This window comes from Bradyrhizobium sp. Pa8, assembly GCF_052588265.1.
The window spans coordinates 121,713-146,849 of the sequence record NZ_CP176768.1 but is presented as its reverse complement, the minus strand read 5'-3'; the positions used below and the strand labels follow the sequence as shown (position 1 = coordinate 146,849).

17 protein-coding genes and 9 pseudogenes are annotated in these 25,137 nt (G+C 59.5%); 19 read left to right on the top strand and 7 right to left on the bottom strand.

Features of this window, described 5'->3' with window-relative positions:
* Positions 1 to 356: 356 nt before the first annotated feature.
* The 5 genes from ACKWRH_RS45940 to ACKWRH_RS45920 all read left to right on the top strand — a co-directional run bounded on the left by ACKWRH_RS45940 (position 357) and on the right by ACKWRH_RS45920 (position 5,994).
* Entirely contained in the window at positions 357 to 875 is a 519-nt protein-coding gene (locus tag ACKWRH_RS45940) for a SycD/LcrH family type III secretion system chaperone (RefSeq protein WP_445222868.1), read from the top strand.
* Complete coding sequence (gene sctE / locus ACKWRH_RS45935; protein ID WP_445222867.1) at positions 868 to 1,998, top strand: type III secretion system translocon subunit SctE; 1,131 nt, start codon at positions 868 to 870, stop codon at positions 1,996 to 1,998. The genes ACKWRH_RS45940 and sctE overlap by 8 nt, the downstream gene beginning before the upstream one ends.
* 44 nt (positions 1,999 to 2,042) lie before the next feature.
* Complete coding sequence (locus ACKWRH_RS45930; protein ID WP_445222866.1) at positions 2,043 to 3,116, top strand: hypothetical protein; 1,074 nt, start codon at positions 2,043 to 2,045, stop codon at positions 3,114 to 3,116.
* Between the two features lie 54 nt (positions 3,117 to 3,170).
* Positions 3,171 to 3,707: a hypothetical protein gene (locus tag ACKWRH_RS45925; protein WP_445222865.1), complete on the top strand. Its 537-nt coding sequence runs from the start codon at positions 3,171 to 3,173 to the stop codon at positions 3,705 to 3,707.
* A gap of 385 nt (positions 3,708 to 4,092) precedes the next feature.
* Complete coding sequence (locus tag ACKWRH_RS45920; RefSeq protein WP_445222864.1) at positions 4,093 to 5,994, top strand: secretin N-terminal domain-containing protein; 1,902 nt, start codon at positions 4,093 to 4,095, stop codon at positions 5,992 to 5,994.
* Positions 5,995 to 6,183: 189 nt separating this feature from the next.
* On the opposite strand, the gene ACKWRH_RS45915 is transcribed toward ACKWRH_RS45920, so the two are convergent.
* The gene (locus ACKWRH_RS45915) at positions 6,184 to 6,582 is read right to left on the bottom strand and encodes a group II intron maturase-specific domain-containing protein (protein ID WP_445222863.1); all 399 of its coding nucleotides are present in this window, start codon (positions 6,580 to 6,582) and stop codon (positions 6,184 to 6,186) included.
* On the opposite strand from ACKWRH_RS45915, the gene ACKWRH_RS45910 reads away from it, so the two are divergent.
* The 5 genes and pseudogenes from ACKWRH_RS45910 (at position 6,499) to ACKWRH_RS45890 (ending at position 10,543) form a co-directional block, all read left to right on the top strand.
* Positions 6,499 to 7,086, top strand: coding sequence for an ImmA/IrrE family metallo-endopeptidase (locus ACKWRH_RS45910; protein WP_445222862.1), 588 nt, complete (start codon positions 6,499 to 6,501; stop codon positions 7,084 to 7,086). The two genes, ACKWRH_RS45915 and ACKWRH_RS45910, sit on opposite strands and share 84 nt — an antisense overlap.
* A 557-nt stretch (positions 7,087 to 7,643) precedes the next feature.
* Positions 7,644 to 7,787 carry a hypothetical protein gene (locus tag ACKWRH_RS45905; RefSeq protein WP_445222861.1) on the top strand — a complete coding sequence of 48 codons (144 nt, stop codon included), beginning with the start codon at positions 7,644 to 7,646 and terminating at the stop codon, positions 7,785 to 7,787.
* A 54-nt stretch (positions 7,788 to 7,841) separates the two neighbouring features.
* Positions 7,842 to 8,979 (top strand): annotated as a pseudogene (locus tag ACKWRH_RS45900) (IS3 family transposase).
* A 147-nt stretch (positions 8,980 to 9,126) separates the two neighbouring features.
* Positions 9,127 to 9,388, top strand: a pseudogene (locus tag ACKWRH_RS45895) (Fic family protein); the annotation flags it as partial.
* 59 nt (positions 9,389 to 9,447) lie between these two features.
* Positions 9,448 to 10,543: pseudogene (locus tag ACKWRH_RS45890) on the top strand (hypothetical protein).
* A gap of 118 nt (positions 10,544 to 10,661) precedes the next feature.
* Here the strand turns inward: ACKWRH_RS45890 and ACKWRH_RS45885 are convergent.
* Entirely contained in the window at positions 10,662 to 10,820 is a 159-nt protein-coding gene (locus tag ACKWRH_RS45885; RefSeq protein WP_445222860.1) for a hypothetical protein, read from the bottom strand.
* A 129-nt stretch (positions 10,821 to 10,949) separates the two neighbouring features.
* Between ACKWRH_RS45885 and ACKWRH_RS45880 the strand changes: the two are divergent.
* From ACKWRH_RS45880 to xopAG, 3 genes and pseudogenes are all read left to right on the top strand, one after another.
* Positions 10,950 to 11,295: pseudogene (locus tag ACKWRH_RS45880) on the top strand (transposase); the annotation flags it as partial.
* A 758-nt stretch (positions 11,296 to 12,053) separates the two neighbouring features.
* Positions 12,054 to 12,611 (top strand): hypothetical protein, encoded by a 558-nt coding sequence (locus ACKWRH_RS45875; RefSeq protein ID WP_445222859.1) that lies wholly within the window; start codon positions 12,054 to 12,056, stop codon positions 12,609 to 12,611.
* Complete coding sequence (xopAG, locus tag ACKWRH_RS45870) at positions 12,547 to 13,389, top strand: XopAG/AvrGf1 family type III secretion system effector (protein ID WP_445222858.1); 843 nt, start codon at positions 12,547 to 12,549, stop codon at positions 13,387 to 13,389. Before ACKWRH_RS45875 ends, xopAG begins: the two co-directional genes overlap by 65 nt.
* A gap of 29 nt (positions 13,390 to 13,418) precedes the next feature.
* Here xopAG and ACKWRH_RS45865 read toward each other — a convergent pair whose 3' ends face one another.
* The gene (locus ACKWRH_RS45865) at positions 13,419 to 15,656 is read right to left on the bottom strand and encodes a hypothetical protein (RefSeq protein ID WP_445222857.1); all 2,238 of its coding nucleotides are present in this window, start codon (positions 15,654 to 15,656) and stop codon (positions 13,419 to 13,421) included.
* Between the two features lie 61 nt (positions 15,657 to 15,717).
* Between ACKWRH_RS45865 and ACKWRH_RS45860 the strand changes: the two are divergent.
* From ACKWRH_RS45860 to ACKWRH_RS45850, 3 genes and pseudogenes are all read left to right on the top strand, one after another.
* Positions 15,718 to 16,133, top strand: a pseudogene (locus ACKWRH_RS45860) (NEL-type E3 ubiquitin ligase domain-containing protein); the annotation flags it as partial.
* Positions 16,134 to 16,257: 124 nt separating this feature from the next.
* Positions 16,258 to 17,100 carry an IS5 family transposase gene (locus ACKWRH_RS45855; protein ID WP_445222856.1) on the top strand — a complete coding sequence of 281 codons (843 nt, stop codon included), beginning with the start codon at positions 16,258 to 16,260 and terminating at the stop codon, positions 17,098 to 17,100.
* 229 nt (positions 17,101 to 17,329) lie between these two features.
* Positions 17,330 to 17,899, top strand: a complete 570-nt coding sequence (locus ACKWRH_RS45850) for a hypothetical protein (protein ID WP_445222855.1) — start codon at positions 17,330 to 17,332, stop codon at positions 17,897 to 17,899.
* Here the strand turns inward: ACKWRH_RS45850 and ACKWRH_RS45845 are convergent.
* The 4 genes and pseudogenes from ACKWRH_RS45845 to ACKWRH_RS45830 form a co-directional block, all read right to left on the bottom strand.
* Positions 17,891 to 18,256 carry a hypothetical protein gene (locus ACKWRH_RS45845; protein WP_445222854.1) on the bottom strand — a complete coding sequence of 122 codons (366 nt, stop codon included), beginning with the start codon at positions 18,254 to 18,256 and terminating at the stop codon, positions 17,891 to 17,893. The genes ACKWRH_RS45850 and ACKWRH_RS45845 overlap by 9 nt on opposite strands.
* A 385-nt stretch (positions 18,257 to 18,641) precedes the next feature.
* Positions 18,642 to 19,975, bottom strand: a pseudogene (locus tag ACKWRH_RS45840) (IS5 family transposase).
* 336 nt (positions 19,976 to 20,311) lie between these two features.
* Positions 20,312 to 21,424, bottom strand: a pseudogene (locus tag ACKWRH_RS45835) (FAD-dependent oxidoreductase); the annotation flags it as partial.
* Positions 21,425 to 22,018: 594 nt separating this feature from the next.
* A pseudogene (locus tag ACKWRH_RS45830) lies at positions 22,019 to 22,540 on the bottom strand (transposase); the annotation flags it as partial.
* Between the two features lie 105 nt (positions 22,541 to 22,645).
* On the opposite strand from ACKWRH_RS45830, the gene ACKWRH_RS45825 reads away from it, so the two are divergent.
* The 3 genes and pseudogenes from ACKWRH_RS45825 to ACKWRH_RS45815 form a co-directional block, all read left to right on the top strand.
* Positions 22,646 to 23,455 (top strand): IS5 family transposase, encoded by an 810-nt coding sequence (locus ACKWRH_RS45825; protein WP_445222853.1) that lies wholly within the window; start codon positions 22,646 to 22,648, stop codon positions 23,453 to 23,455.
* A gap of 516 nt (positions 23,456 to 23,971) precedes the next feature.
* The gene (locus ACKWRH_RS45820; protein WP_445222852.1) at positions 23,972 to 24,343 is read left to right on the top strand and encodes a hypothetical protein; all 372 of its coding nucleotides are present in this window, start codon (positions 23,972 to 23,974) and stop codon (positions 24,341 to 24,343) included.
* A 279-nt stretch (positions 24,344 to 24,622) separates the two neighbouring features.
* A pseudogene (locus ACKWRH_RS45815) lies at positions 24,623 to 24,873 on the top strand (integrase core domain-containing protein); the annotation flags it as partial.
* Positions 24,874 to 25,137: the final 264 nt, after the last annotated feature.

Here is a 25,137-nt window from a genome sequence, read left to right as displayed (position 1 = left end):
GCTTGTTTGGTGCGTGCCTTGCGCCGGCTGATCTTGCAAACGCCACAGTTGCATCGGCATAGGGACCTTAGGAGCACTCATGGAGCTCGATGAAACGATGGAGACTGCGCGCCAAACAATCGCGCAAATAGATGATTTGTTGAGGACGGCTCGCGAACAACTTAGAGGCGACGCGCATCTGGAGAGCGACAATACGATCAGTTCCGCTTCAATTTCTGCATTCGTCGAAGATCAGGATGAGCAATTTCGACGAGCGTATGCGCACGAGCATTCAGCCTTAGATCACCTTATGCAAGCGTCCAATTCAACATCCCTTGCCCCTGCCTCAAGCGAGATACGTTTGGGAGAGCGATAAGATGACGATGGCGGAAGGCGGGATCTTGAATGTCGGGGACGCGGTTGAGGCCGGGCGGCTGGTACAGTTCGCCATCGACTTCGCGGCAGGTCGCGCCGACCTAGCTGCCTTCATTGGGATCACAGACGATGAGCTCGAGGCCATGTATGTGTACGGCCATCGCTACTATTCGTGCGGCAAGTATGAGGAGGCACTGAACTTCTTTCGCTTTCTATGCTTACACCGGCATGTCGAGGCACGATTCTGGCTTGGTCTGGCCGCTGCCAGCGAGATGCTTGGCAATACAGAAAATGCTGTGCACGCCTATAGATTGGCCGCGCTCCTGAACCGGGAGGATCTGGAGATTCCGCTTCGTACTGCGAAGTGCTTCATTAAACTCGAACAGCCCGCAGAGGCTATCAAGGCGCTAGAGGATGCGTTATCACTAAGTATCGGCAAGCCCGAGCACAGGGCATTGGCCCGGCGCGCGCTAATGATGCTGGGCCGGCTCAAAGCCGAAGCGGAGTTCAACAATGCGTAGTTTGAACCTGATGAGGGTTTCGATCAGAACGACACTCCCCGAACTGGAGGCACCGCCTCCGTTCAATGACTCCGCTGCCGGGCTCTCAGCCGATGGTCACAGAACGGACGTCAACCTTTTGCCGCCACGAGTTTCCGGAGGCGCTGCCACCTCGCATGCGAATCCGAGCTTACCGCCGCCGCGCGCGTTTGACGCCATTGACCTTCTTAGCACTGCCTTGGCTCTGAAGACCAAGATAACGGACGGACTGGTGGTTGCCGGAATGCAGGATGCGCGACACTGGGGTGAGCAGCAGAGGCTGCTGCATGAAAAGATCAGCAGAAGCATCATTGACGCGGCGGAGAAATTGGCGGAATCGAAAAAGAGCTCTGGGATCATGAAGCTCTTTGGATGGCTAGCTGTCGGACTGACGGTCATAGCGGCGGTCGCCACCGGCGGTACTCTTGCTGTTACGGCAGCAGCCGTGACCGTTGGAGTAGCGACACTTGTTGAGACGGGGGTCGTCGATAAGATGACCGAGGCAATAACGAAGAGTCTGATAAAAGACGGAATGGAAGACGGTGCGGCCAACACGTTAGCCATCGCCATTACCATCGGCATTATGCTCGCGATTTCGGTGCTAACGGCAGGTACCGGTTTTGCTAGTGGGGCTGCGAATGGATCGCGGACCACAGCCATGTGGAGCCGCTTTGGTCAGGCGGCGGCCCCGGCCCTGCGAGGGCTTGCCACGATCGCAGCTAGTCCTGGCACCGTGGGGACCGCCATCGGCAGGATCGTTGCTCAAGCGGCTCGCGATGCAGCTGAGATAGCGTCTAACGCCGCCAAGGTCGTTCAGATCAGCCAGAGGATTTCGACCGCCGCTCGAGTCGGCGAAGCAGTTGCTTCGCTGGGCGCGGCCAGCGCCGGCATCGCGAACGGCGTCCAGCAAAAGGAGGCAACGGACACTCAGGCGGAAATGCTGGAGATCCGAAGTGGCATTGCCAGATTGAGAGAGCTTCAGTCCAATGAGGTGGACTTCATCAATCAGTTGCTCCGCGACAAGATGACTACCACACGGAAGGTTGCCGAGGCCATTGAGGGCCAGAGTTACTCCAACTCGGATCTCATGCGACACTTCAGCTAACAACTTGCTAGAGTCGCCTTTACCTATCGGGGAGGACCGTGGTGATGGTAGCTACAATTGAACACAGAAGAGGCATTGGCGGCAGCGATTTGCTGGACGCTACCGCGCATCGCCAACTTCCCTTGATGCCGATCCCTGCCACAGTCCACGGCAGGAACGTGCTGAACGGCGAGATCACAATCACTCTTCCGGTGGATTGGAGTTTGCTTAACACGCCGCGGCGCAAGGAATCTGTCACCCAAGAGAGGCTTTCAAACATTCAGGCCAAGCTGACGGACTTCGCTGCCGGGGTCGACATGTCAACTGTCGCCGCGCTCATTGTCCGCCTCAATAGCGAGTTTCGCAAGGCAGCGCGACAGGACGGGTGGGCTGCGCTTAAAGCCAATGTCGCAGCGCAGGAAGCCGCGGCCACGGCACTTCGGAATTCAGGACTTTGTCAGTTGTTTGGCGCCATAGTCACCTCTGGCGGCGCGATGGGTGGTGCGGCTGTGAACCTCAGGGGCGCTCGCCAGATTCAGACGCGTTTCGACGAGCTGTACAAGGCGAAGATCCAGGCGCCGCTTCCGAAGTCTACTTTAGAGACACCAGTCCCGAACAAGCCTCCAACCCAAGCGCAGTACTTCGACCAACCGGAAGGCGAGCCGCAGCTTTTCGATACGCGTAAGGGCAAAGCGCAACTCAGCCAAGAGCAAGGCGAGCCGAGCAACATCGAGACGTCGCCGTCGGCCGGGAGAGGATCATCAGACAACGGCAATGCTCCTAACGCCCCGCGGGAGCTCGATACCCCGCCTGATAGCACAACGGGTCCCCTTGAGTTTACGCGCGTTGCCCAAGCACAAACAGCAGCCCAGCAGGAAGCGATGAGATGGAATGGCATGGTCACGATAGCAACGGAAGCCGCCAAGCTCCCGGGAGCGGGTCTGAATATGGGCGCAACGCATTACCTGGAGGAGAAGGCGAAACTGGAAGCGGCCGGCATTAGGGCACAGGCCCAGGTGGAGGACGAAAGGGCGTTCATGGCAGGTTATGAGATGGTGATTCAGAACTTTCTGGGTACGCTTGCTGAAATCCGTCACGCCGATTCCGAGACGAGAAGCAGAATCGTCAACATGGCTTGAGCCCAATATGGGCCGTTCGAATGGACAAATATTGAGTTTTGAGAAGAGTATGTGATGATCATGGCTCCGTCTGGATACCAGCCCTCCCCTTCGGCCGTAGCAAACGTCCCCGCCGGCGGCCCGTCGTTGTCGTCTATTATGATCCTGGTTCTGATGGAACGGTATGACATCTACCTAAATCAAGTCCGCTCTGAATACGACGATATGCAGGTGCGGAATAATTTGTTGAAAGATATGAACAAGGCATTGGCTACCCTCCGCGCCAACAGGCCGACCGATGAAAAGAAGGTAAACGACTACGGAACCTTCGTTGATTCGCAGGGCACTACTCAGGATGTTCTTGATTGGATGCTGGCACACGGCATCTCCATAGAGACGGAAAATAGCGACAAGAGAGGGTTCCAGTCGCAGTTCGACGCGGCCATCAACAATCTCAAGGCGGCGATTGACAGCGCCAACAGCGAAGGGCAGGTGGCGCTGATTCATCTGCAGGGGGGGCTTGATAAGCTCAATCAGGTTACAGAACTGATGTCCAACCTTCTTTCGAAAGATCAAAAGATCAAGGAGCTCATCATTAGCAACACTCGCTAAGAGACGGAAACAATGCGCGGTTCAGGATGTAGCAGTCATCTCTGCGCCCACCGATTCTCAGCGTGAGGGTGAGTACGCTTTCGTGCGGGCGAACGGAACAGTTGAATGGACATGTCGCATTCTCCTCGCGAACGGTCCTTCCTCATTGTCTCGAAAGACTTTGCTGACGGTCCTTTGTCTACTTCTTACTAGATGTGCCGGATCCGACTCCCTTGCGGAACGTGGCGTTCTGCTGGCTTCGCCAAGCCTCGGTTGGCATGCGTCCGAACCCTCCCTGGCTTCCCGGGGCCCGCAAGCACCTGGCTTTGAACTATTGACAAAGCCGCCGGCTCAGCCGGTCACCGCGGTGGAGAGGCGGCTGCCGGTCACTGCAGACAGCACGCGCGTGAGCCTCGACTACACAAATGCCGACATTCGGCAAGTTGTGAAAGACGTCGTGGGAGATATCATGGGCATGCCTGTTATCATCGATTCCGGCGTTGGGGGGAAGATGACGCTCCGTACCTCTGGCAAGATCCCGGCGAGTGATGTGCCGAGACTGCTCGACCAAGCGCTGGCGCCGTACGGCTACGGACTGGCGGTGGTTGACCACGGAGTTCGGGTGGGGCGCTTGGCCGACCTCGCCGACGGTCTGCGAAGCGATGTTCAGGTGATTCCTGTGCAGTACGTCAAGGCGGCCGATCTCGTTAATGTCATCCGACCGAATGTGGAGGAGAGCGTCCGTCTGATCCCCGCGCCCGGAGAACGGGGCATCGCCATTAGTGGACCGCCCGGCTCCGTGAGTTCTGTGCGCGAACTCATCAGCTTACTTGATACTGAGGCCATGCATCAAAAGTCATTTGCCCTGTACCCGCTGTCTCAGGCGAGTCCGGCCGCAGTCGAGCGAGAACTCAGTTTCTTGTTCAGCCAGAATGGCCAAGACGCAGGGCGCGTTCGGTTTGCGCGGCTTGAGCGGTTGAACGGCATTCTCGTGGTGGCAGACGACCCTACCGTGCTCCAGCAAGTCCGTCGAATAATCGTCAAGCTGGACAAAACCTCTGAGGCTGCGGCACGCATTCACGTACGTCCACTGCAGTACCGAAGGGCTACGGAAGTGGCGCAGGTGCTAGCACGAATCTTTGGCGCTGAGCCACCTAGTGGCGGACCTCGCTCGCAGCCCGCGGGAGAATTTGGGAAGTTATCAGTTGGAGCTGCGTCCAATCGATCGAGTCTTCCTCTCCATCTGCCAAGCGTTCCGGACGCAGGATCAGAGGCGGCCGCGTTGACAACGACGGCGAAGGACGAAGCAGTAGTTTCCGCAGTCAGTCTCGGCCTATCGGCGCCAGTTCGGATCCAGGCGGATCCCGGCCAAAACGCGCTCGTGATCCTGGCAGCACCGCAAGACGACAAAATGATCGAGACCGCAGTTCGCCGGCTTGACGTCAAGCCTCGGCAGGTTCTCATCCAAGCCATTGTCGCGGAGGTGCGGTTGAGCGATCGCCTGCGATACGGCGTGGACTATCTTCTATCTTCACTGGATTTGCGTGCCGTTCCACAAGGTGGTTTGTCCTATGTTTTCCCCGGCATGGGGGTCAACGCTGTGCTTCACGCGCTGAGCGGGGTTGGGGACGTCAAGGTTGTATCGGCGCCACGCATTCTCGCGGTTGACAATCAAACCGCGACAATTCAGGTCGGCGATCAAGTCCCGATTCTAGCGCGCTCATCACAATCCACGCTAAGCCAGAGCTCGTCAATCGTGAGCGACGTGGAACTGCGCGACACGGGGGTAATTTTGGCTGTTACGCCTCGAATCGGCGCCGGCGGTAGTGTGACGCTCGATACGTTTCAAGAGGTCAGCACCGCGAACAAAAACACCCTGACCAATGTCCAATCGCCGGTCATTTCGGTGCGCCGCCTGCAAAGCACCGTATCGACCCAAACCGGCGATACGATAGCAATCGGCGGATTGATGCAAGATAGCACCAACCGAGTCGATTCCGGGACTCCCGTGCTGATGAACATTCCGCTTTTGGGGCAGCTATTCCAGAGCACGGAAAAGATCGAGGACCGAACCGAGCTGTTGGTGTTACTCAATCCTCGGGTGGTTGAGAGTGACACCGAGGCATGGGCTTTGACTCAGGAACTGCGGGAGAAGTTCGAATCGCTGGCCCCCGACCTTGGTCGCCAATTAACGCCCCGACCACGATCGAGTCCACTACCCACGCCCGAGCCAGCCGCGAAAGGTCAGCGCAAGCCGGCGACGCCGGCTCTCACGGGTGCCCGTTCTAGACCAGGGAATTCCCTTTGAGATCCCAGTACATCAAGGTACTGTCGAACGTCTGCGCGTTCCAGGCGATGGTGATCACCGATTGATCGGGATAGGGGGACGTCTCGCGACGCCACCCCTCCCACACCACCCGGCATACGGGTCCGTACCACGGCGGTTCGACTGAGTTAAGCTGGCCCAGGAATCAGTATTCGGGGGAGACCGAGAGCGTCAAAGAAGTGGTTGCGCAAGGCGTGCTGGACCGCCGGGTGCCCGGAGATTCGCCAGAGCCCCGGCGGCAACCGATGCGCCGAACTTCGCGATGCCGAGGCGGCGAAGCTCCGTGAATCGCTTGTGCCCATTCTGCCATTGTCGCCAGAGATACACTCGCAGTCTCCGGCGAATCCAGGCTTCCAAGTTTGTGAGCACGCGAGGAGTCTGGCAGAACCCAAAGTACCCGCGCCATCCGATGAGGTAAGGCGAGAGGTCTTTGATGATCCTTTCCAGATTGGTACCTCGTGTCCGGCGTGTGATGTCCCGAACTCGGTGTTTCACGACAAAAACGGCAAGTACCACATCTGTGTGAATTGCGCGCACAATTCCAGACGCCAGAGATTTAGCGTCTGCCATGAAGTGGCTCACGTCATCCTGGAAATCGGCGCCGATCACTCCGATCCGAGTTGGAGCTACTCCCGGCGGCCGCCTGGCGAAGTTGCCTGCGACGTATTCGCCGCCGAACTGCTGCTTCCCTACAAGCTGTTTAAGCCCCGCGTCGACGCTGCTGACATGCGGCTAGCCTCAATCGGCGCCTTAGCCGACGAGTTCGAGGCGTCCCGCTTCACGCTTCACGCCACCTTTTCTCGCGAATTATGCGCATCGTCCTCTCCGAAGGTGGCAGGGTTCGCTATTGCGCCCGATCAGCCCATCTTCGCGAGGCTAAAGCTTGGATCAAGCCGGTTCCCCGTTGCCGGCCGACTCCTACAGCGCGCGGGTTCGCGCCGGGGAAAGGCTGTCCGGCCCGGAAGAAGTAGAACCGGAGCAATGGTTCGAGAACTGGGATCGCGATGGATCGCTCCGAGAAGACGCCCGGCACTTGGGACAATGGGACCAGACTCTAACCCTGCTTTGGTTTGACGATGAAGAACTTCCGTCACCCTCAGCCGAGCGGAAACGGTGGGATGAGGAGGCCTACGGCCTACGCGAGCTCGACGGAATAAGCCTTGGCCAGGCCGCAGAAAACGCAAGTAGGCGTGGATAGCGTTGTGCGTTGACTTGGGCTCGCGGGCGATCGGGACCGGACGCAGCTGGCAGAGTGATCGTCACCCGCACGGGCCGCAGTCTGCCCAGACTCAGCCTCGCCGACATCGCTGCCGAGGACCGCACCGCGGCCGACCAATGGAATCTCTATCGACGGTGAAGTTTTGCCTTCCGTAGCTCCTGATATCCTAAGCCGACCGCGAAGCGCGGATCGACGCCTATATCCGCGACACACTTCGCGAGCGCGATCTTTGGGAACAGCCATGACGAACCTGTTTCAGGAGCTCGATGACGCAACGTCCTTCGCCCCCGGAGCGTGAAGGCTTGCGCCAGTCCTGGATCACCCATCGCCGGCGCGGCCTGACCGTCCCGCATTTTCTCGATGATGGATTCGCGCGAAGACTTCATGAGCGCATGTTTGGTGATGTCTGGGAATGGGCCGGCGCGCCTACCGCAAGACCGAACGCAACATCGGCGTCGCCGCCTATCGCATCGCGTCCAACCTCGCCGTCCTGTTCGATGACGTTGGGTCGAGCATGACACCAGAGCTGGCTCCGCAAATTCGGACAGTAGCTTGAGTGGATTTTCTGCCTGAGAGCGGCGAGGCTTCTTGCCGCGAATCAGGAGCGAAGATGACGAAGAGGAGTCGCCGGACGCATTCTCCGGCATTCAAGGCAAAGGTGGCTTTGGCGGCCGTGAAGGGGGAGAAGACGTTGGCCGAGCTGGCGCAATTGTTTGATGTCCATCCGAACCAGATCACGACCTGGAAGACCCAACTCCTGGAAGGCGCCGCCGGAGTGTTTGGGCAGGACAACGGACCGGCCGAGGCGCCGGTCGATTTGAAGGCGTTACATGCCAAGATCGGCGAGCTTGCGTTGGAGAACGATTTTTTGTCCGGCGCGCTCACCAAGGCGGGCCTGCTGAGCGCAAAGCGATGATCGACCGCGACCATGATCTGTCTGTCGTGCGCCAGGCGAAGGTCCTGAACCTTGCCCGCAGTACGGTTTACTATGAACCTCGGCCGGTTTCGGCCGAGGACCTTGTCTTGATGCGCCGGCTCGATGAGCTGCACCTCGATTATCCCTTCGCAGGGGCGCGCATGCTGCGATCGCTGTTGCAGCGTGAGGGCATGCAGATTGGCCGCCGCCACGTCGCGACGCTGATGAAGCGCATGGGGATCGAGGCGATCTATCGCCGTCCGAACACGAGCAAGCCCGCACCGGGCCACAAGATCTACCCGTACCTATTGCGCGGATTGAAGATCGAGCGGCCGAACCAGGTCTGGGCATCTGGGCAATGGACATCAGCTACATTCCGATGCGACGTGGATTCGTATACCTCGCGGCGGTCGTCGATGTGTTCAGCCGACGGGTGTTGGTCCATCGCGTATCGATCACGATGGAGACGATATTCTGCGTCGAAGCGCTCCAGGAGGCGTTGGCGAAGCACGGCAGGCCCGAGATCTTCAACACGGATCAGGGTAGCCAGTTCACCAGCCTCGACTTCACCGGCGTGCTGCTGGACGCGAACATCGCCATCAGCATGGACGGCAAGGGTGCCTGGCGCGACAACGTGTTCGTCGAGCGGCTGTGGCGCACTGTCAAATACGAGGAAGTCTATCTGCGTGCTTACGACAGCGTGCTCGAGGCGCGAGCATCGATTTCCAAATATCTGGCGTTCTACAACCGAGGACGTCCTCACTCGAGCCTTGACGAACGCACGCCCGACGAGGCTTACTTCGGCGCGCAAACGATGGTGACGGCCGCATGATCGTCGCCAACGATTTTGCTGCGGCTCTGGTCGGGCTTACGCCCTCCCGACGCCACAGCAAAATCGTAAAGCCCCGCCTTCAGCATAACCCGGCAGGAATCCACTTAATTTTCGCGGGGCGCTGTCCAAACAACCGGGGCCAGCTCTACCTATCCGGCCGACGAGATCGCTGCCCGATTTCATCATCGGCTGGTGTCGATCTATCCGTTTCCGAATGGCAACGGCCGGCATGCACGTCTGATGGCGGATCTGCTGATCGAGAAGCTGGGCGGCGCGGTCTTCAGCTGGGGCGGCAGTCTTGCCGATGTCCGGCGAGCTGCGGGCGCGCTACGTCGCCGCCCTTCAAGCCGCCGATGGCCATGACATCGGACCGTTGCTCGCGTTCGCGCGATCATCGAAGGTGGTTTGATACGTCTGCTTGGAAGAAAAACAAGCAGAACTCGCCGGCCAGAATGATAGGATCAGAGCATGGGTGAAGTTCCGGAGAATATTCCAGCACGGCTGCCTGATCCCGCCACGATCGAGGCGGTCCTCGCGCGTCTTCCGACCGAAGCTGACGAAGCGGCCCTGGCGGTTACGCTGACAGAGGCGTTTCCGCGATTCCCGTTTTCAACGGTGAACATCGACGATCAGTATTGGCGCGACACGCGCTCCGTGATTGCCGCGGACGGAACACGGATCGCAGAATACCGACCGTGGATGGAAGCAGAGCTCGCGAAGGACAACGGCGACATCGGCGCGCTCTGGACGCGATTGCGCGAGAGCGATCTTCAGATTTCGGAATGGCACGGCAACAGTGTGTATGCCTTCGCGCCGACGGGGCGCGGCGGACTATGTGCAAATCCGTCTCGGTCGGGAAGTCGAATCGCGCGCTGGGCCGATCGTTAATCCGAGCTATCGCCCTTGGGGCAAGAACGAGTTGCTCGATCCGTCATGGATCACGCACGGAGATATGTCCGATGACAAGGTCATCGCCGGCCCGGTCTATCGGATGCTTGGGCGCCCGGGCAGCAGCGTCGTCCATGTCCGCAGTTTCCTGACGCGGCGTGCCCGGCTTGAGCGCGAGAAACGCGAGGCGCAGCGGCCAGAGATGGAACGCCGTGTGGTGCGGGAAGTGACGCGGGAGGGCACGACCGAGACGCCGTTCCTGGAATTGGTGCCGGACTGGTTCGAGTACGTGCCACGGGAGAATCGCTTTTTCCAGGATTGGGAAGAATCAAGTGCATCAGTCGAGCGCGTCTGCGCGCACTGGGCGCTCGACATTTACGACTACGACCATAAAGGCACGCGCGAGATCGGATTCGTGCCGCGCCCGCTGCATCTGCCGGAAGAGAGGCTCATCGCTGGCGACGCCTCTGTTCATATCCTGATGGATCGCGTGGAAGCGATCGACCGTGAGGTCGGCGTCCCGTTTGGCTGGTTCTTTTTGATGACACATGGTAATCGGGTTGAGCCAGAGGTTGGTCAAGTGATCACCAAGGGTCTGCGTGACCAGCGCGTGGTCTTACCCGATCGGGATGCGCGCGTGCTGCTGCGCTGGGCCGAGCGATCTTACGGGTTCTGATCGGACATCGGTGACGGCCAGAAAATCCCTCCCAATGCCGAATCCATAGGACGGGGACCCTTTGCACTATTCTAAGATGCGCCGGCCTTGCTCGACTCACCGCTCACGCGCCGGGATTTCACCGCCTGCGCCGCGCAATCTCGGCAGCGACTGCGCTCGCGGCGCGCACCAGCCGTTCATGCAGGGTCTCGAACATGTCGAGAATCTCATCATTGGGTTCATTCCTGCCCTCTTCGATAGCCTCGGCAACCAGTTCGTCGAGAGGCGTTTCCTTCAATTGACCTCTCTCGAGAAGGTGTTCATATAGCCCGTCGCTACTGGGTGTTCGCCGTCAGGGCCTGTGAGACAAATTGAATGGTTTTGCGGAGGGAGGATTTCTGGTTCATCGTAGCCACCAGGAGCGAAGATGAAGCAGAAATCCGGACCGGGCAAAGCGCCGGCAGAACAAGTACTAAAGGACATTCGCCGCCAGACCCGCCGGCAATATTCGGCGGAAGAGAAGATCCGCATCGTGCTGGAAGGACTGCGGGGCGAGGAGAACATCTCCGAGCTCTGTCGCCGAGAAGGCATCGCTGCCTCGATGTATTATGGCTGGTCCAAGGAGTTCCTCGAAGCTGGCAAAGCGCCGCCTGGCGGGCGATACCGCGCGTGCAGCAACCTCCGGTGAGGTAAAGGATCTGCGTCGTGAGACGGCCGCGTTGAAGGAAGTCGTGGCCGACCTCACCCTGGAGAACCGGCTGCTCAAAAAACGTATGTCCCGCCCCGTCTGCAAGGGGGATCTGAGATTGACAGCCAACCAGTCTGCTTCAACGTATCCGATGCAACGTCACTCGTGAAGCGTAGACAGCGGGTACTGAAGCGCTGTGGCAGCCTCGAAATCATGGTCGTGCTGAAGCCTTCGCCGTGTTGGGTGCGGGGGCAGCACTGGGAAAGCCGCTATGGTCAGGCTCACCGGTTCGGCCGGGGTTTCCGAGCAGGGCAAAGGTGCAGGAGGGGGCAGCAGGAAACCTGAGAGATCCCGTTGGCGCCCACATGGAGAGCCGGCGCGGAGCACCGGCTTCAACAACGCTCCAGGCCCGATGACCGGCTTGGCGAGCATCGGGATGCGCGTATGCGAACACGAAACACCAAGGCATGTGGAATCTGGAGGCGAAGACAGAAGCTGACGGACATGCGCGGCGGGAGGTCGTAGCGACTTGTTTCAAAGCGTAATCACTAGCTTCAGTGGGCCGACGCCGCGTGGCACGGCGTTTGCTAGTGAGATGTGGAACCATTGTCCAGGAGTGGCAAGGTGCGAATTGGCAATAACCGACTTGCCGGCTTTTCAGCGATTATCGGGAGGATCCTTGACGGGCCGGCTGAGATCGAGAGTATGAGGATTGCCATCGACGAAGCTCGTCATTCACTTGCTGCGCTTCGTTCCAGAAGTACGACAATCCCACGTGCGAGGAAGCCTGCACCGCCTGGCAGCGAGGGAGAGTATGGTGGGGAACGAACGACAGAAGGCGGAATGGGAGACGGACCAAGCCTTCCTGCCCGCGCGGTAAAGTACGGTTTGGCCCTCGCGGCTGCAGGCTATGCCTACAACAAGGTCTCTAACGACTTCTTCCTGTCCACCACCTCGCTGCATGACGGGAAAATGGGCTTCACCAGCAACGAACGGCTCAGGACAGCCCAGGCGAACGCGAGGGAGTATTACACACGGTATCACGCCGCCGCCGCCGAAGCTCAGCGTCTGAATGGGCATCCCCTCAACCCAATCCGTACCTGTGGCAACAACCAGTTCGCAACCATGATCGACTACCGGGCGGCAACTCGCGTGCACGTCGCCCGCCTGGTGGACTCAACGCAGGCGCGCCAGTCGCTCATTCTAAACCTAGCCTGCATAAAGGGGCATCTCATCAACGAAGAGTGCGTGGCCAAGTATAAACCGCCGCAGGTAAGATCCAGACCTGACGAAGAGCCCGCTGTACGATCAGAAGAAAAAATACGCGCTGACGGGCGTGTTCAACGAGGAGACCGGCGCTTACGGCTACACGTCGAGGTCGATCACTCACCCGTTTATTAACAAGGGCGCGAAACATTGGCGAGATGCCTTCCAGGGCGAGAAGGGCCTAACGTTTAAGCGATGCACCGAAACGCTCGAGGCGCTGCTCGCCAACGACTGCGGGCTTGGCGAGGAGGCCCAGTTTGCGGCCGGCCAGGCCATCCTAAACTTTAGGCAAGTCTATTCAGCGGACGCGCATTGGGGCCATTCCGAGAACGTCGTGATGCGGACACTGGCCGAACATGGCTTCCTGTCACGAGCTGAAACCGATAGGCTCGACGCGACTCTGATGTTCGAAGATCCGAACGAGAACCCGCTGAAGCGCAATAAAAGCCTGGTTGGGGAGCGGCTGCACAAATTCGACATCCGCCGTCAGGAAATGCGGTTGGGTCACGATCCCGTGGTAGTCGAGGATCTGAACGATCCGGAGATTGCGGACATGAAATACCTGCCTATCACGCACTTCAAGTTGAACGAGGAGGGCAATGGGTTCGAGGACTGCTCTGGATTGGGTGACTCGTTCACGTGCGCCAACGCGGTCGCATGCATCAACCACGCGCGCTTGATGAGTGGTCAGCCGCGCCTGTCAAAGGAGGAAGTCATAGTGATCGCAGCGTGCCTGAACGCCGTGTATGACGACACGAGCTCAATCCGGCACACGCTCCACGAAATAGCCCGCGGCTGCTTCGCAGGCGCAGGTTACACGATTGAGGATGCGGATGAGTTCTACGCAGGTGTCTGCCGGAAGGCGGCGGAAGAGTACTACGGTGGCAAAAATCTCTCAAGGCAAGATTGCTGATATGAGGGTGTAGAAGTTTCGACTTAATCTTACAGCATGGTTTGATCTGGCGGGCTCCGCCTCGGGAAGGGGCGGTACCGATGGGCGATGCTCAACAACGACTTACAGAACGCAGGCGTGAGCTTACCGCGGTGGATCACGACGTTCTCGTGCCCCGTCGCGGCTCGAGCGCTCTGCCAGTGCCGATTGTAGCCGCGCTGTACATCGGACTTCACGTGGCAAGCGGCGAAGTCGGCGTCGCTCAGCGCTCTCAACTGCCAGGCATCTGCTGGCCACTTTGTATGGATGTGCACCCACATCGGGCTTGGCATCGCACCACTGCGCAGCGCCTTTGGCTGCAGCTTGATCTCGAACAGCGTCCCTGGCTCGCCCTTCAACGCGCGCGGTGCATCCACGGACGCAAGTTCCTCGGCTGCCCGCAATTGTTCTAGGTACTTCTGCGACGGAAACGCGTATATCTTCATGCAATCCATCGTGATCGTCGCCTTTCGCGCGTTCAATGCGTTTGCCTGTCCCTGAACCTCGGACAAGATCGCCTTGAGCCGGACCATTTTTTCGTGCACTTCGGGCACTTGCGCCGGCGTGAGTAGGCCACGTCGACGAGGCTCCCCCAGCGCGGCTACACAGACCTCAATCTCGGCGGCCTGCGTCTGCAGGCGCTTAACTGCTAGATTCACGACGTGGTCGGCGTCCTCGGGCTTCATCTGGCGCGCTCGCGAGACGGCGCTTTGCTGAGCCGGCAGATCGAACTGCAGTAGCTCGTCCAATCGCTTGAGTAGCCCCGTCAGTGCCTTCCTGGAGGGCGGAGCCTGCCACATCTCCAGGTGCCCCGTCGCTGATGACGATGCCCTCGCGCGTACCTCCTCTGCACTTGCGAGTTTCTTCGTACCGTGGTCCGAGAGTACGACAACCTTGGCTGTCGGGGCCGCGGCAGCGTCCGGCCTAGCGAGCTGCGGCTCACCCAGCCCAGCCATTGAACTCCCCTCGCTTGCGGCCGGTGCGCGCTTGCCTTTTCCCTTCCTCCGCGTTAGCTGGCCCTCAGCCCCTAGGCGGGTGTTTTCCGGTGTCGCAGAGGCCAGCGGTTCAATCAGGACTGGCCTGTTTGGCTGTGCTCCCAAAAGACGCGTGACGTCGTCCGCGGTGACCCATGCACCTTCCACGATCTGGTCCAACAGTTCCAATGGCAGGTCGGCACCCGTTCGGGCATCCCTTAGCTTGGCAACAATGCCGTGCATTCCTGACGCAAATTCCGAAAGCCGCTCCATGACTCCTTCGAGAACGGTGCAGTGCTCTGCGTCGAGGGGCGCTCCGTTGCTATAAAGAGCGGCTTGGGCCGTTGAGACAAATGCCGGAAAGACGTCCTTGATAAACGTTCCGAGCAGACACACCTCGCCGTTCTCACCTATGAGGGTGTCGTTCACAGCTGGTTCGAGCCTGCTCGCCTGCGACTCGATCATCAGTTGCGCCAGGGCAATCCGCGATTGCAGATACATGCACTGGGTATTGAGCACCCAGCCGGTTTGCAGGCGAAGTGCCACCTCTTCGGCCTTTCGCATCTCGGGCGTGGTGCCTGGCAGGTTGGCAGTGGCCGTGCAGACCGACTGCATACGTTCCGAGCGCGAAACCTTCTTTCCCCACCACTCTATGCAGGCTAGATAGTGCTTCGCCACGCTGGATGCCGCTCGGCTCAGCTGGCCGGACGGAGCGTTGGAAGCTCGCATCTGGTCGAGCACTGCTGTCGCTTTCCTTCTGTTCGCTTCCAGGTCGTAGACAATCCGGGTGGCCACGGAGTTGCATTCGTTCCCTGCGGCGAGAGTCTCGTGGCGGAGTCGGCGAGCCTGATTATTGGAAAGAAGCCTGCGCGCGACATCCGGGGGGAGGTTCGCGTAATAGTCTAGAGCCTCCGAGCCGGCCTTGATGACTTGATCAATCAGGACTTGCGCCTCCGACGGGTCCCGGGCTTGTGTGGCTGGATCTTTAGAAGCATCAAAGTCCTCAACCAGGCTGCGCATTTTTTGCTTCGCTGCTGCGATTTCCTCGCCACTCAAGGACATGGGGACTGCCGCCCCGAAAGCTGGTGGCAGGTCCAGGAGCTGCGCCGTTCTATCTTGAGGTGCGGTGCGCATCGGCTCCAGCATCGGTTCGAAAGCTTGCCTACCTTCGCCGGGGGCGCGACCGGTCTGCGGGCTCGAACTGCTCGATCCCCATGTGTGGTCGGCTTCTGCAGCCCCAACGTGCGATTTGCCAGCTCGGCCGACGCCTGTCACATTTCACCTCCAAACAATCGAGAATGCGCAGCTTGTCTCGATGGTGGCCGCCTGGTAGAACTTCGCCGATGAGGCGGGTGCCCCCGGAATAAGCAAGCTTCTTCGACAGGCTGCGGGACACCGTGAATTATGGCAATCCCCAGTTCCGGCAGGGCCGTGATCGAGGATCTGCAGCAGGCGGCGATCAGGCCGCAATTGCGCGAGCAGTACTTTCAGCTGGCCTTCGGGGCGAGCGAGAGCTGCGAGGATCGCATCACTTTGACCTGGAACAGCATGCAGACCGCACGCCTGAATGCTGACGTCGAGGATGGCGCCTATGACAATCGGCTTGCTGATCTCGTCGAGTAGGCCCGCGTCCTATTCCGCCCGGACACGCTCGAGCAGATCGCCCGGGAGAAGGTCAACTCGCTCCGCTTTGTCGACGAGATCGAAGTCTCTCTCGCCTATCAGGTCAAGCTGCGCGAGCGGCTGGCGCTAGTCTAGTTTTGGTGTCCATAAAACCGGCAGCAGCTCAGCTCTTAGTGTCCGACCGAAAAATAAGTTGAGTGATATCAGCGAGTTCTGATTCCATCGGTGTTGCGAAGCATCAAAGGGATCGAGAATGTGGACTGATATCACCCGGGCACAGTTTGCCCGAGAGGAGCTGCGTTTGCCAAGCGACTTGACGGATGCGGAATGGGGCGTGCTGGAGAGGTTGCTTCCTGTGCGGGCCAAGCGCGTGCGGCGCCCGAAATGGAGCTATCGCGACATCGTCGAGGCAGTGCTCTATCTGCTGCGCGGCGGATTGCCGTGGCGCATGCTGCCGCCCACTCTGTTTCCACCAATGACCACGGTGCAGTACTATTTCTACCAGTGGCGCGACAACGGATTGTGGCAATCGATCAACCACGCACTCCTGATGCTGGCGCGCGAGGCGATCGGCCGGGAGGCCTCGCCGACGGCCGGCGTGATCGACAGCCAATCGGTCAAGACCACGGAAAGTGGCGGCCCTCGCGGCTACGACGCGGGAAAGAAGATCAAGGGTCGAAAGCGCCACATCGTCACCGACACCCAAGGGCTCCTGGTCGGAGCGATCGTTCACGCTGCCGACGTCCAGGATCGCGACGGCGCGCCAGATGTCCTGTGCAGCATTCGCTACCGCTTCCCCTGGCTGCGCCATATCTTCGCCGATGGCGGCTATGCCGGCGAAAAGCTCAAGGCGGTGCTGGAAAAGATCGGCCGGTGGACTGTCGAGATCATCAAGCGCTCCGATGCCGCACAGGGCTTCGAGGTGCTTCCGCGCCGCTGGGCGGTCGAACGAACCTTCGCCTGGCTCGGCCGCAACCGCAGATTGGCCAAGGACTTCGAGCGAACCATCGAAAGCGCAACTGCCTGGCTCTTCCTCGCCTCTGTCCAACTCATGACAAGGCGCATCGCAGCGATAAATACAGCAATGCAATTTTGAGTCAGGCTCTTAAAGGTGAAAGTAAGAGCCGCCGATGGCTGTTCACTATATTGTAAAAGCGACCTTGTTGAAATCCGGGGCAGCCGTCACAGTTCCTGTAGGCACGGAGGCCTACAAATTCTAGCAGTTGACCAGTGCAACGTTCTTCAGGCCGAATCTCTCGCACGCTGCGCACTACCTAGTCAGGGCACCAAGCGCAAGCAAGGCCTGAGGAAGGAGAGCCAAAGTGATGTCGCCAATAGAAGCAATCGTCAGTTGGCTAGAAGCGCAAGATCTGGACCTGCAACTCGATATCGCGTCATTCGGCTCATTCTTGATATTCGAGGATGGCGACGATCCATCGCTTAGCATGCCGGAGCACCTCGAAGCTCTTCGTCAATGGTTGAACCAACCCGAGTTGGAATTGCAAGCTGCCGTAAACCGTGCTCTGACCTTCCGTATCACCATCGATTACTTCGTCGAGGGTAGAACTACCGGTTGCGGATGGAAAAAACTCGAAGCGAAGCTGCACAAAACCCTGGAAGAAGCTAAGCGCGTCGGGAATTTCTCGGCTGCACGCAAGGCGCAAAGGATGCTTCAGCTTTTGCCCACACGACCAGAGAGATGGCATGAGGTGGCGAGATCCTGGAATGAACTGGCTTCGTCTCACCTGACACTCAAGGCTCTCACGGATCGGAGCGATAAGCGCCCCGGCCGCAAATTCGCTTGTGGACTTCGGGAACGATGCAGCCCGAAGAAGCACAGGACGACGGGATCGAACGATCTGTTCCGGGACACGGCTGGACCATCATCAACATGAAGCACGAGCTGGTTCTGCTCCCACAATCACGATCTGAGTCACCACTAGCGGAAATGCGTCGTCGAACAGGAGCATGGCGGCGACCTCCCGCCCCACATCGGCGTCGCGGAACCCCATCGCTACACCGATATCAGCTTGCCGTAACGCGGACGCATCACCAACCGCCTGGTAGGCGGGCAGCTTCTCGGTCGGACTTACGCGCGCGAAAATGCTCGCGCCAAGCAGGTCGCCACAATTGTTCTCCATCATTTCCACGAGATGCTGTCCCTCAATAACATTGGCCACATTGCCGTCCAAACCCGCGGTGCGACCGACGCTTCGCGCGGTAATCGCGTGATCGCCGGTGATCATAACCACGCGAATGCCTGCCTTGCGACATTAACGGATCGCCTCCGGAACGTCGGCGCGAGCTGTCCTCCAGACGGATGAGGCCGACGAAAGTCAGGTATTCGGAGCGGGCGTAACCTTGTCATCTGAGGCAATATGCGGGGGCAGTTTATGGCGCGCGACAAATAGGGCGCCGAGTCACGCCGCCGCTAACGTTTTACTGGTGGCTGGAATGGACTGGGATCACCAACGGGACAAAGCTTCGCCGGCGAGCTCAGGCGTTCGGAGCGGATAAAACGCCCCAACCAGATCGACCCGCTGGTCTTACAAAATCCGACGCAGCAGCCTAACTGCGGCGGGTCTGCCGTCGAATATCCTTTAGAGTCGTTCGTGAAGAACGTTTCTGAGCGGTTTTTTACGCAAGGTGTGGTTGCGAGAGGTGGCGACAGAGTATCCATAGCAAGACGCGTAAAAGTTCCGTGAACCAGTGGCGGAGCAGGCTGAAGTTGTAGCCGGCGGCGGCGAGAACGGCGTTGATGCGGTCGCCGTCGCGGCCCTTGAGATGGTTGCGGCGCATTCGGTGGTCGTCCTTGAGATGGCCGATCACAGGCTCGACGGCGGCCCGACGCTGCATCTCGCGACGGATCGCTTTGGTGACGCCGCGAACCTGGCCGCTGATCCAGACCTTGAACCGGTCGGGATAGTTGTGGCCGCGATAGCCCTTGTCGCCGTGGATGCGGCGCGCCGCGACACCTGTGAGCTTTTCGAGATCGGCGATGACGGGACCGAGCGTGTGGCCGTCATAGGATTGCCGTGCAGGGCCTTGGCATGCAGCACGAACTGCCCGCCTTTGGGCGCGGTGGCGGGCGTGGCAATCGAGACTTTGCAGCCAAACTCGTAGGGTGCCCTGGCCTTGCCTTTGCCGATGCACTCCACCTCGGGGGCGTGCAACGAGTAGACCTTGGGACCGCGCTGACGCTGCTCTTGATGGCGAACCCGGTGGGCGAGATCGAGCAGCGGACCAAAGCGATCCTCAAGCGCAGGGGCGCCCTCGATCTTGCGTCGGATGTCACGGATGATGCGGCCAAGCCGGGTGCGCAGGAATTTGAGCTCTCGCCGGGCGCGCTTGAACTGGTGGGCATGCGTGTAGCGCCCCGCCATGATGGGGGCGCGCTTGGCCACGCGCAGATAGCTCTGGCGCAGTTCGATGCCCTCGCGTTTGGCCAAATCGACCAGCTTCTCGATCGCCCGGTGCATGAGCTGCGCATCGCTCGGATGCGCGATCGCCTTCTCCTGGACGGTGGTGTCCACAACGACCCGCTCGAGATCCTTGGTCTCGATCGCCCCAGTTCGATGCGCCACCGAGAGGCTTTCTTGCAACAGCGCGGCGATCTGCTCCTCGCCCAGCCGCTGGCGCCAGCGGGTCAGCGACGAACGATCGAACGGCAGGTCGTGCCGGAACACCACCTCGCCGCAGAAATACTGAAAATACGGGTTCTCGACCCACCTGTCGCACAGCGCCTCGTCAGAGAGATTGTGCATGTGCTTGAGGATGAACAGTCCGGCTACCAATCGTGTCGGCAACGGTGGCTGCCCCGGCCCGAGGCGACAGACCGAACTGAAGCGTCCCGCCAGGAAGTCCCAATCGATCTCCGCCGCGAGATGCACCAGCGGATGGCGAAGGTTGATGATTTTTTCCAGAGATGGACGAAACAGATCGTCCTGACGATCGTCGCGCGGCTGGCTCATGGGTTCTCCCCAACAGCGAATCTCACCGTCAAAGGAATCACGAAGTCGCCAAATCCGGAATCCAAAAACGCAAGAAAACCAACACCTACCCACGGCTTTCTTGCAAAATCGAATACTTGCTCGCGTCAAATCACAGCGACGCATCAATCGCTTCCGAATTCTTCACGGGCGACTTTAGAACTTGGTCTGCCGGCGCTACGCCCGGTCCGGATTTCTGTTTCATCTTCGCTCCTGGTGGCTACGATGAACCAGAAATCCTCCCTCCGCAAAATACCTCAATTTGTCTCGCAGGCGCTGACGGCGCACAAATACCAGAATTGGTCGTCAATTGACATCTCAGGAGCTTGGCCGCTCGACGCCGCTGAACCGGTCGATTTGGAATGCCTTCGGCCCTATCAGCTTCGCATCGAGCGCCATATGCGCGAGCATCGGACCGATCGCGCTGGCGAACTTGGCACCGTGACCGGAGCAAGGCGAGATGCGGGGATCGGCCGGAAGTCGATCGATGATGAATTCGTTGCCCTCGTCCGGTCGCAGGTCTGCTCGGAGCGTGTTCGTGTAGAGGCAGATATCGCGCTCGACGATTGGGCCTGCCGCACCGGGGACCAATTCGGCGAGTGTCAATCCAACAGTCTCCAGTTCTGCGTCGGTTGGCGGCGGGGGCCAAGCGTCTGCGCCCACGACTGGTCCATGGTCGTGCTGTGCAGCCTTCACACCTCGTCCCTCGAAATCGGGAAAGCCGTATACCACTCCTTTCTTCCCTTCGATAATGAACGCCGGGAACTCACCGTAACGCACCAGTTCGGGTTTGGCCGGCTTGAACCACCCGACTGTTTGTCGGGTGATCTTTAAGTGTCGAGCGATTCCCGGGACTAGCCCGGCAATCCACGGTCCAGCAGCGATGATGGCCCTCTCGGCCAAGATTACCTCTTTAGGCGCTGCAATACGGATGCCGGCGGCCACCGGCCGGATTTGAGCGGGAGACTGAATGATGCGGTGCTCGGCTCCTTCGCGAAATGCGCGGATCGCAGCTTCGGCCAACAGGATCCCGCCGCTTTCCTGGACAGCCACATCCCAGTGTTCGGGAAGCCGGAACGCGGGAAATGCGGCGTTTGCTTCCGCTCCCGTTGTGGGGCCGGGGACGGCGTCCTTCAGCGCGGCAGCGCGGGAGTCGGCTACCATCTTCGATCCGGGAGGTCCTGCTTCGAGTACCCGAGTCGGCATGAGGATTGTCCGTCCGCTGGCGGCCTCCAACATCCGCCATCCCTTGAAGGCAGCATCACTGAGGTCCGTGTAAGCCGCGCTCTCGAAATTGAAGCGTCGGTACACTCGGCACGAGTCATGCGACGAGCCGCGAGCCTCGCCCAAGACAAGAGGGTCGAATCCGAGCACGTCGGCCCCACGTCGCACCAGCGAATGGAACGCAGAGCTTCCTATCAGCCCCAGGCCGACGACGGCGACTTCTCAAACCCGCATCCTCAACTCCCTCTTCCGCTGTCCAACGCGCGGCTATTGATCTCCGCCGCGCTACCGCACCTTTGAGGGCTACGCCCTCTCGTGGACGCGCTACAGCCGCAGCAGAGCCTAAGAATCACCCGCCGTACCCGCAGCCCTAGAAAGGAAGCACCGCGCTATTGACGACGGAAGTTACTATAGTCTGAGAGTGAGCGGCGCACGACCCGCCTGGGCCAAACGGTGAAATGCGGTCGCGCTCCGGCATTCGCAGACGAGTACCGCCGCCATCCAGTGCTATAGAGGGCCAACAGTACTTCCGCGAAGACCACGCCGCGAATGAGGTCGCGAGCGCGCTGCGAGTAGGGCTGCGGCAGAGAACGGTGCGAAGACCGGAAGCAGTAGTCGGCAGTCGCGCACTATCGCAGCACAGCATTCTCGGCATTGTCCTGTCGTCGCGGTGTGATGGTGGTCTGAGCAAAGCAAGCGACGTGCCGAACTGAAAGTCGCTTCTGCAAGCACTACAGTTTTTACTGGGCATCGCGCGCTTGTTGATGTTAGATCAAAGCTGACAAGATTTTGTGAGAGCACAAACACGCGACGCGTCTTGTTCTGGCCGTAGCGCCATCCCTCGCGGCGGAGCAGGACGTGGACACGTGCGATAGCCGTAGCGAACGCGTGCATGACAGATCTCCTCGATCCGATGTTCGAGGGCAGCCTGGCCGGAGCGATGCGATTTGTAATGGTGGGCCGATCTGTCGAACTCGAGCGCCGCACAGGTCCGGCGGATCGAGACCTGCCACTCGCTGCGGAGTTCGTCGACCAGCTTGCGCTTCCGCCCAAGCTTCACAGCTTACGGCGGATCACGTCCTGCAGCATCTCCTTGTCGAGCGACAGATCGGCGACCAGCTTCTTCAGCTTAACGTTCTCGTCCTCAAGCTGCTTCAGCCGCCGCATCTCGGTCGGCAGCAGCCAGTCATACTTGGTCTTCCAATTGAAATAGGTCGCCTGGGTGATACCGGCCTTGCGGCAAATCTCCGCAACCGGCATGCCGTCGGCGCCCTGCTTGAGAATGAACGCCTTCTGGACGTCTGAAAACTTCGAGGCCTTCATCGGTCTTCGCTCCTCCCAGCCTGGGACTCGGTGCGAAAAACGCTAGCCAAAAATGGTCTTGAGGCTGTTAGGAACTGATTAACCATAGATGTTGAGGTTTGCGGGATGTCGATTCCCCGCGAGCCTTATCCTTCTGACGTTTCCGATGACGAGTGGGCGCTTGTTGCGCCCTATCTGACACTTTTGCCTGAGGACGCCTCGCAGTGGACGCACGCGCTTCGCGAGGTATTCAACGGCCTGCGCTACATCGTGAAGACCGGCGCGCCCTGGCGCTGGATGCCGAACGATTTGCCGCCGTGGGAGATCGTTTATCAACAGGCACAGCGGTGGTTGCGCGCGGGTTGTTTTGAGGCCTTGGCCGAGGATCTGCGCGTCATTCTGCGCCTTGCGGCTGGACGACCCGCGCAGCCGACCGCCGCCATCATCGACAGTCGAACTCTGCGTTCGACGCCCGAGAGTGGCGCCCGCGGCGCCTACGACGGAGCCAAACGCAAGAAAGGTTCGAAGCTGCATCTGGCCGTCGATACGCTCGGCCATCTTCTGGCGCTGCATGTAACGCCCGCCAACACCGACGATCGCGCCGAGATTGGCCGGATCGCCAAGGCGATTCAGGCAGAGACTGGTCAAAGCGTCGAAGTCGCCTTCGTTGACCAGGGCTACACAGGCGACAAGCCTGCAGCGGCGGCTGCAGAACACGGCATTGCCCTGGAGGTCATAAAGCTGTCGGAGGCCAAAAGAGGCTTCGTGCTGCTCCCAAGGCGATGGGTCGTCGAGCGATCCTTCGCGTGGGCTACACGCTTCCGAAGACTTGTCAAAGACTACGAGCGATGCGCTCAGACCCTCGCCGATATCCACCTCATCGCCTTCGCATGCATCATGCTCAAGAACGTCGCTAAACTCGCTGCTGGTTCCTAACAGCCTCTAGTTTGCCGGCCTCAGATCATCTTTGCAGCGTACGATCGGGCCCGTTGAACCTAATCGCCCCGCCAGTGTTCCGGTCCAGGATCACCCTGAGCATGAGCACAAACGGCTTGAAGCGCACGTTGCGTCAGGTTGTACGATCACAGGAAGTTGCAAATGGCCTCGGAGCCGTTCATCGAGGAGTACGATGCTTCAATTCTCAAATGGAGATCCGCGTCATCTGTTTGAAACGCGCGGTGAGGCCGCTGAGGCGAGGTATTCGACTTCGTTGATGTTGCAGGTCGATGAATCATCGTAATGAATTTGACGGATCGAAGCGGCTTGGCAGCACTGATATGAAGCTCTTTGTGCGGCCGCGACTTAGCGCATTAGCGTTACTAGCGCGGCGGTGCGAGCGGGTGAGCTCGGTGAGCTGAATGCCCCATCCATCGCGAGCTCACAGGCCGCCAGCGTCTGTAGGACCGAAGAAACGGCGGGTATTTTCACGATGCAAGTAGCGAGAATGAGTGATTGAGCGACGATCTCCATCTTGAAGAGAAAGCCATCGAGGCGGTGCATTTTTACCGAGAGGCTCTTGCCGCTGCCGAGAAGTCTGAAACCGTGCAAGCGCTCGCACATCGAGCGCTCATGAACGTGCTGCCCGAGCTCCGGCGCGCAGTTCTCGAGGATCGACCTCCGTCAATACGGACCAAGCTGTTTGATGCCGGTGCGAAAGCGGTCGTTCGATTGAATGAGGCGCGGCAGGTCTTGGATGAGGCGACCGCACGTTTAGAGGGAGCTCGCCAAGCCCTGGCGGCTCTCGAGGTGCAACTCGGATACATTCCAGATGTTGCGCCAGGAACCAGATGTTGCGCCAGGAAATCGAATTTAGGTGACGGTTGAGCGAGCACTGGCGCGAACTGACGGAGAAGATCTGGATGGCTCGCGTCGCGAGCGGGCATCTGAAAGTTGAGCCCCCAATGTGGCGGGGTCTATCGCGTCCGTACGTCAATTTCGCCGCTCGACCGTTGGACAATGCGTTAGAAATCGACCCCGGAAATGTCGCCGCGATGGTCTCCCTCGCAGGTACCAACACGGCGATGGCCGCATCCTACTTGACCGACAGGGCCGCCCATCTGGGGGCCCCAGACGAGATTGGAAAAAGCGCTGTCCCTCGAGCCGATTGAGCGCTGGCATCAGACGCTGAAGAACCGCATTCTGCTCGACAATTACTACCTGCCTGGCGATCTCGAACGGCAGGTACGCGCCTTCGTCGAGCACTACATCATGTCCGCTATCATGAGAGCATCGACAACCTCACACCTGCCGATGTCTACTTCGGCAGGGCCGAAGCGATCCTTGCAGAACGCAAACGCATCAAGCGTGTCACTATCGCAAACCGCCGCTTGCAGCATCAGCTGCAGGCCGCTTAAACTCTAACCCCGATGAGCCAGAGCCTCCCTTCTCGAAAAGCCTGATCAGTCTCAAATTATCTGACGACGGACAGTGCACGATCATTGCGCGTTGGTCAGGCGCTCGTCTTCAAGTATTTTGTGAATGGGCCTCGGCGGGGCAAGCCCCTCCCGCTGGTCGGGTCACACTCTGGCTGCGGCCGAATTGCAGCCGCAATAGTGAGTTATTCGACCTAATAGATTGTTCTGAGCGAGGCGTCCGGACGCTACCGTTGCCCTGGCGGG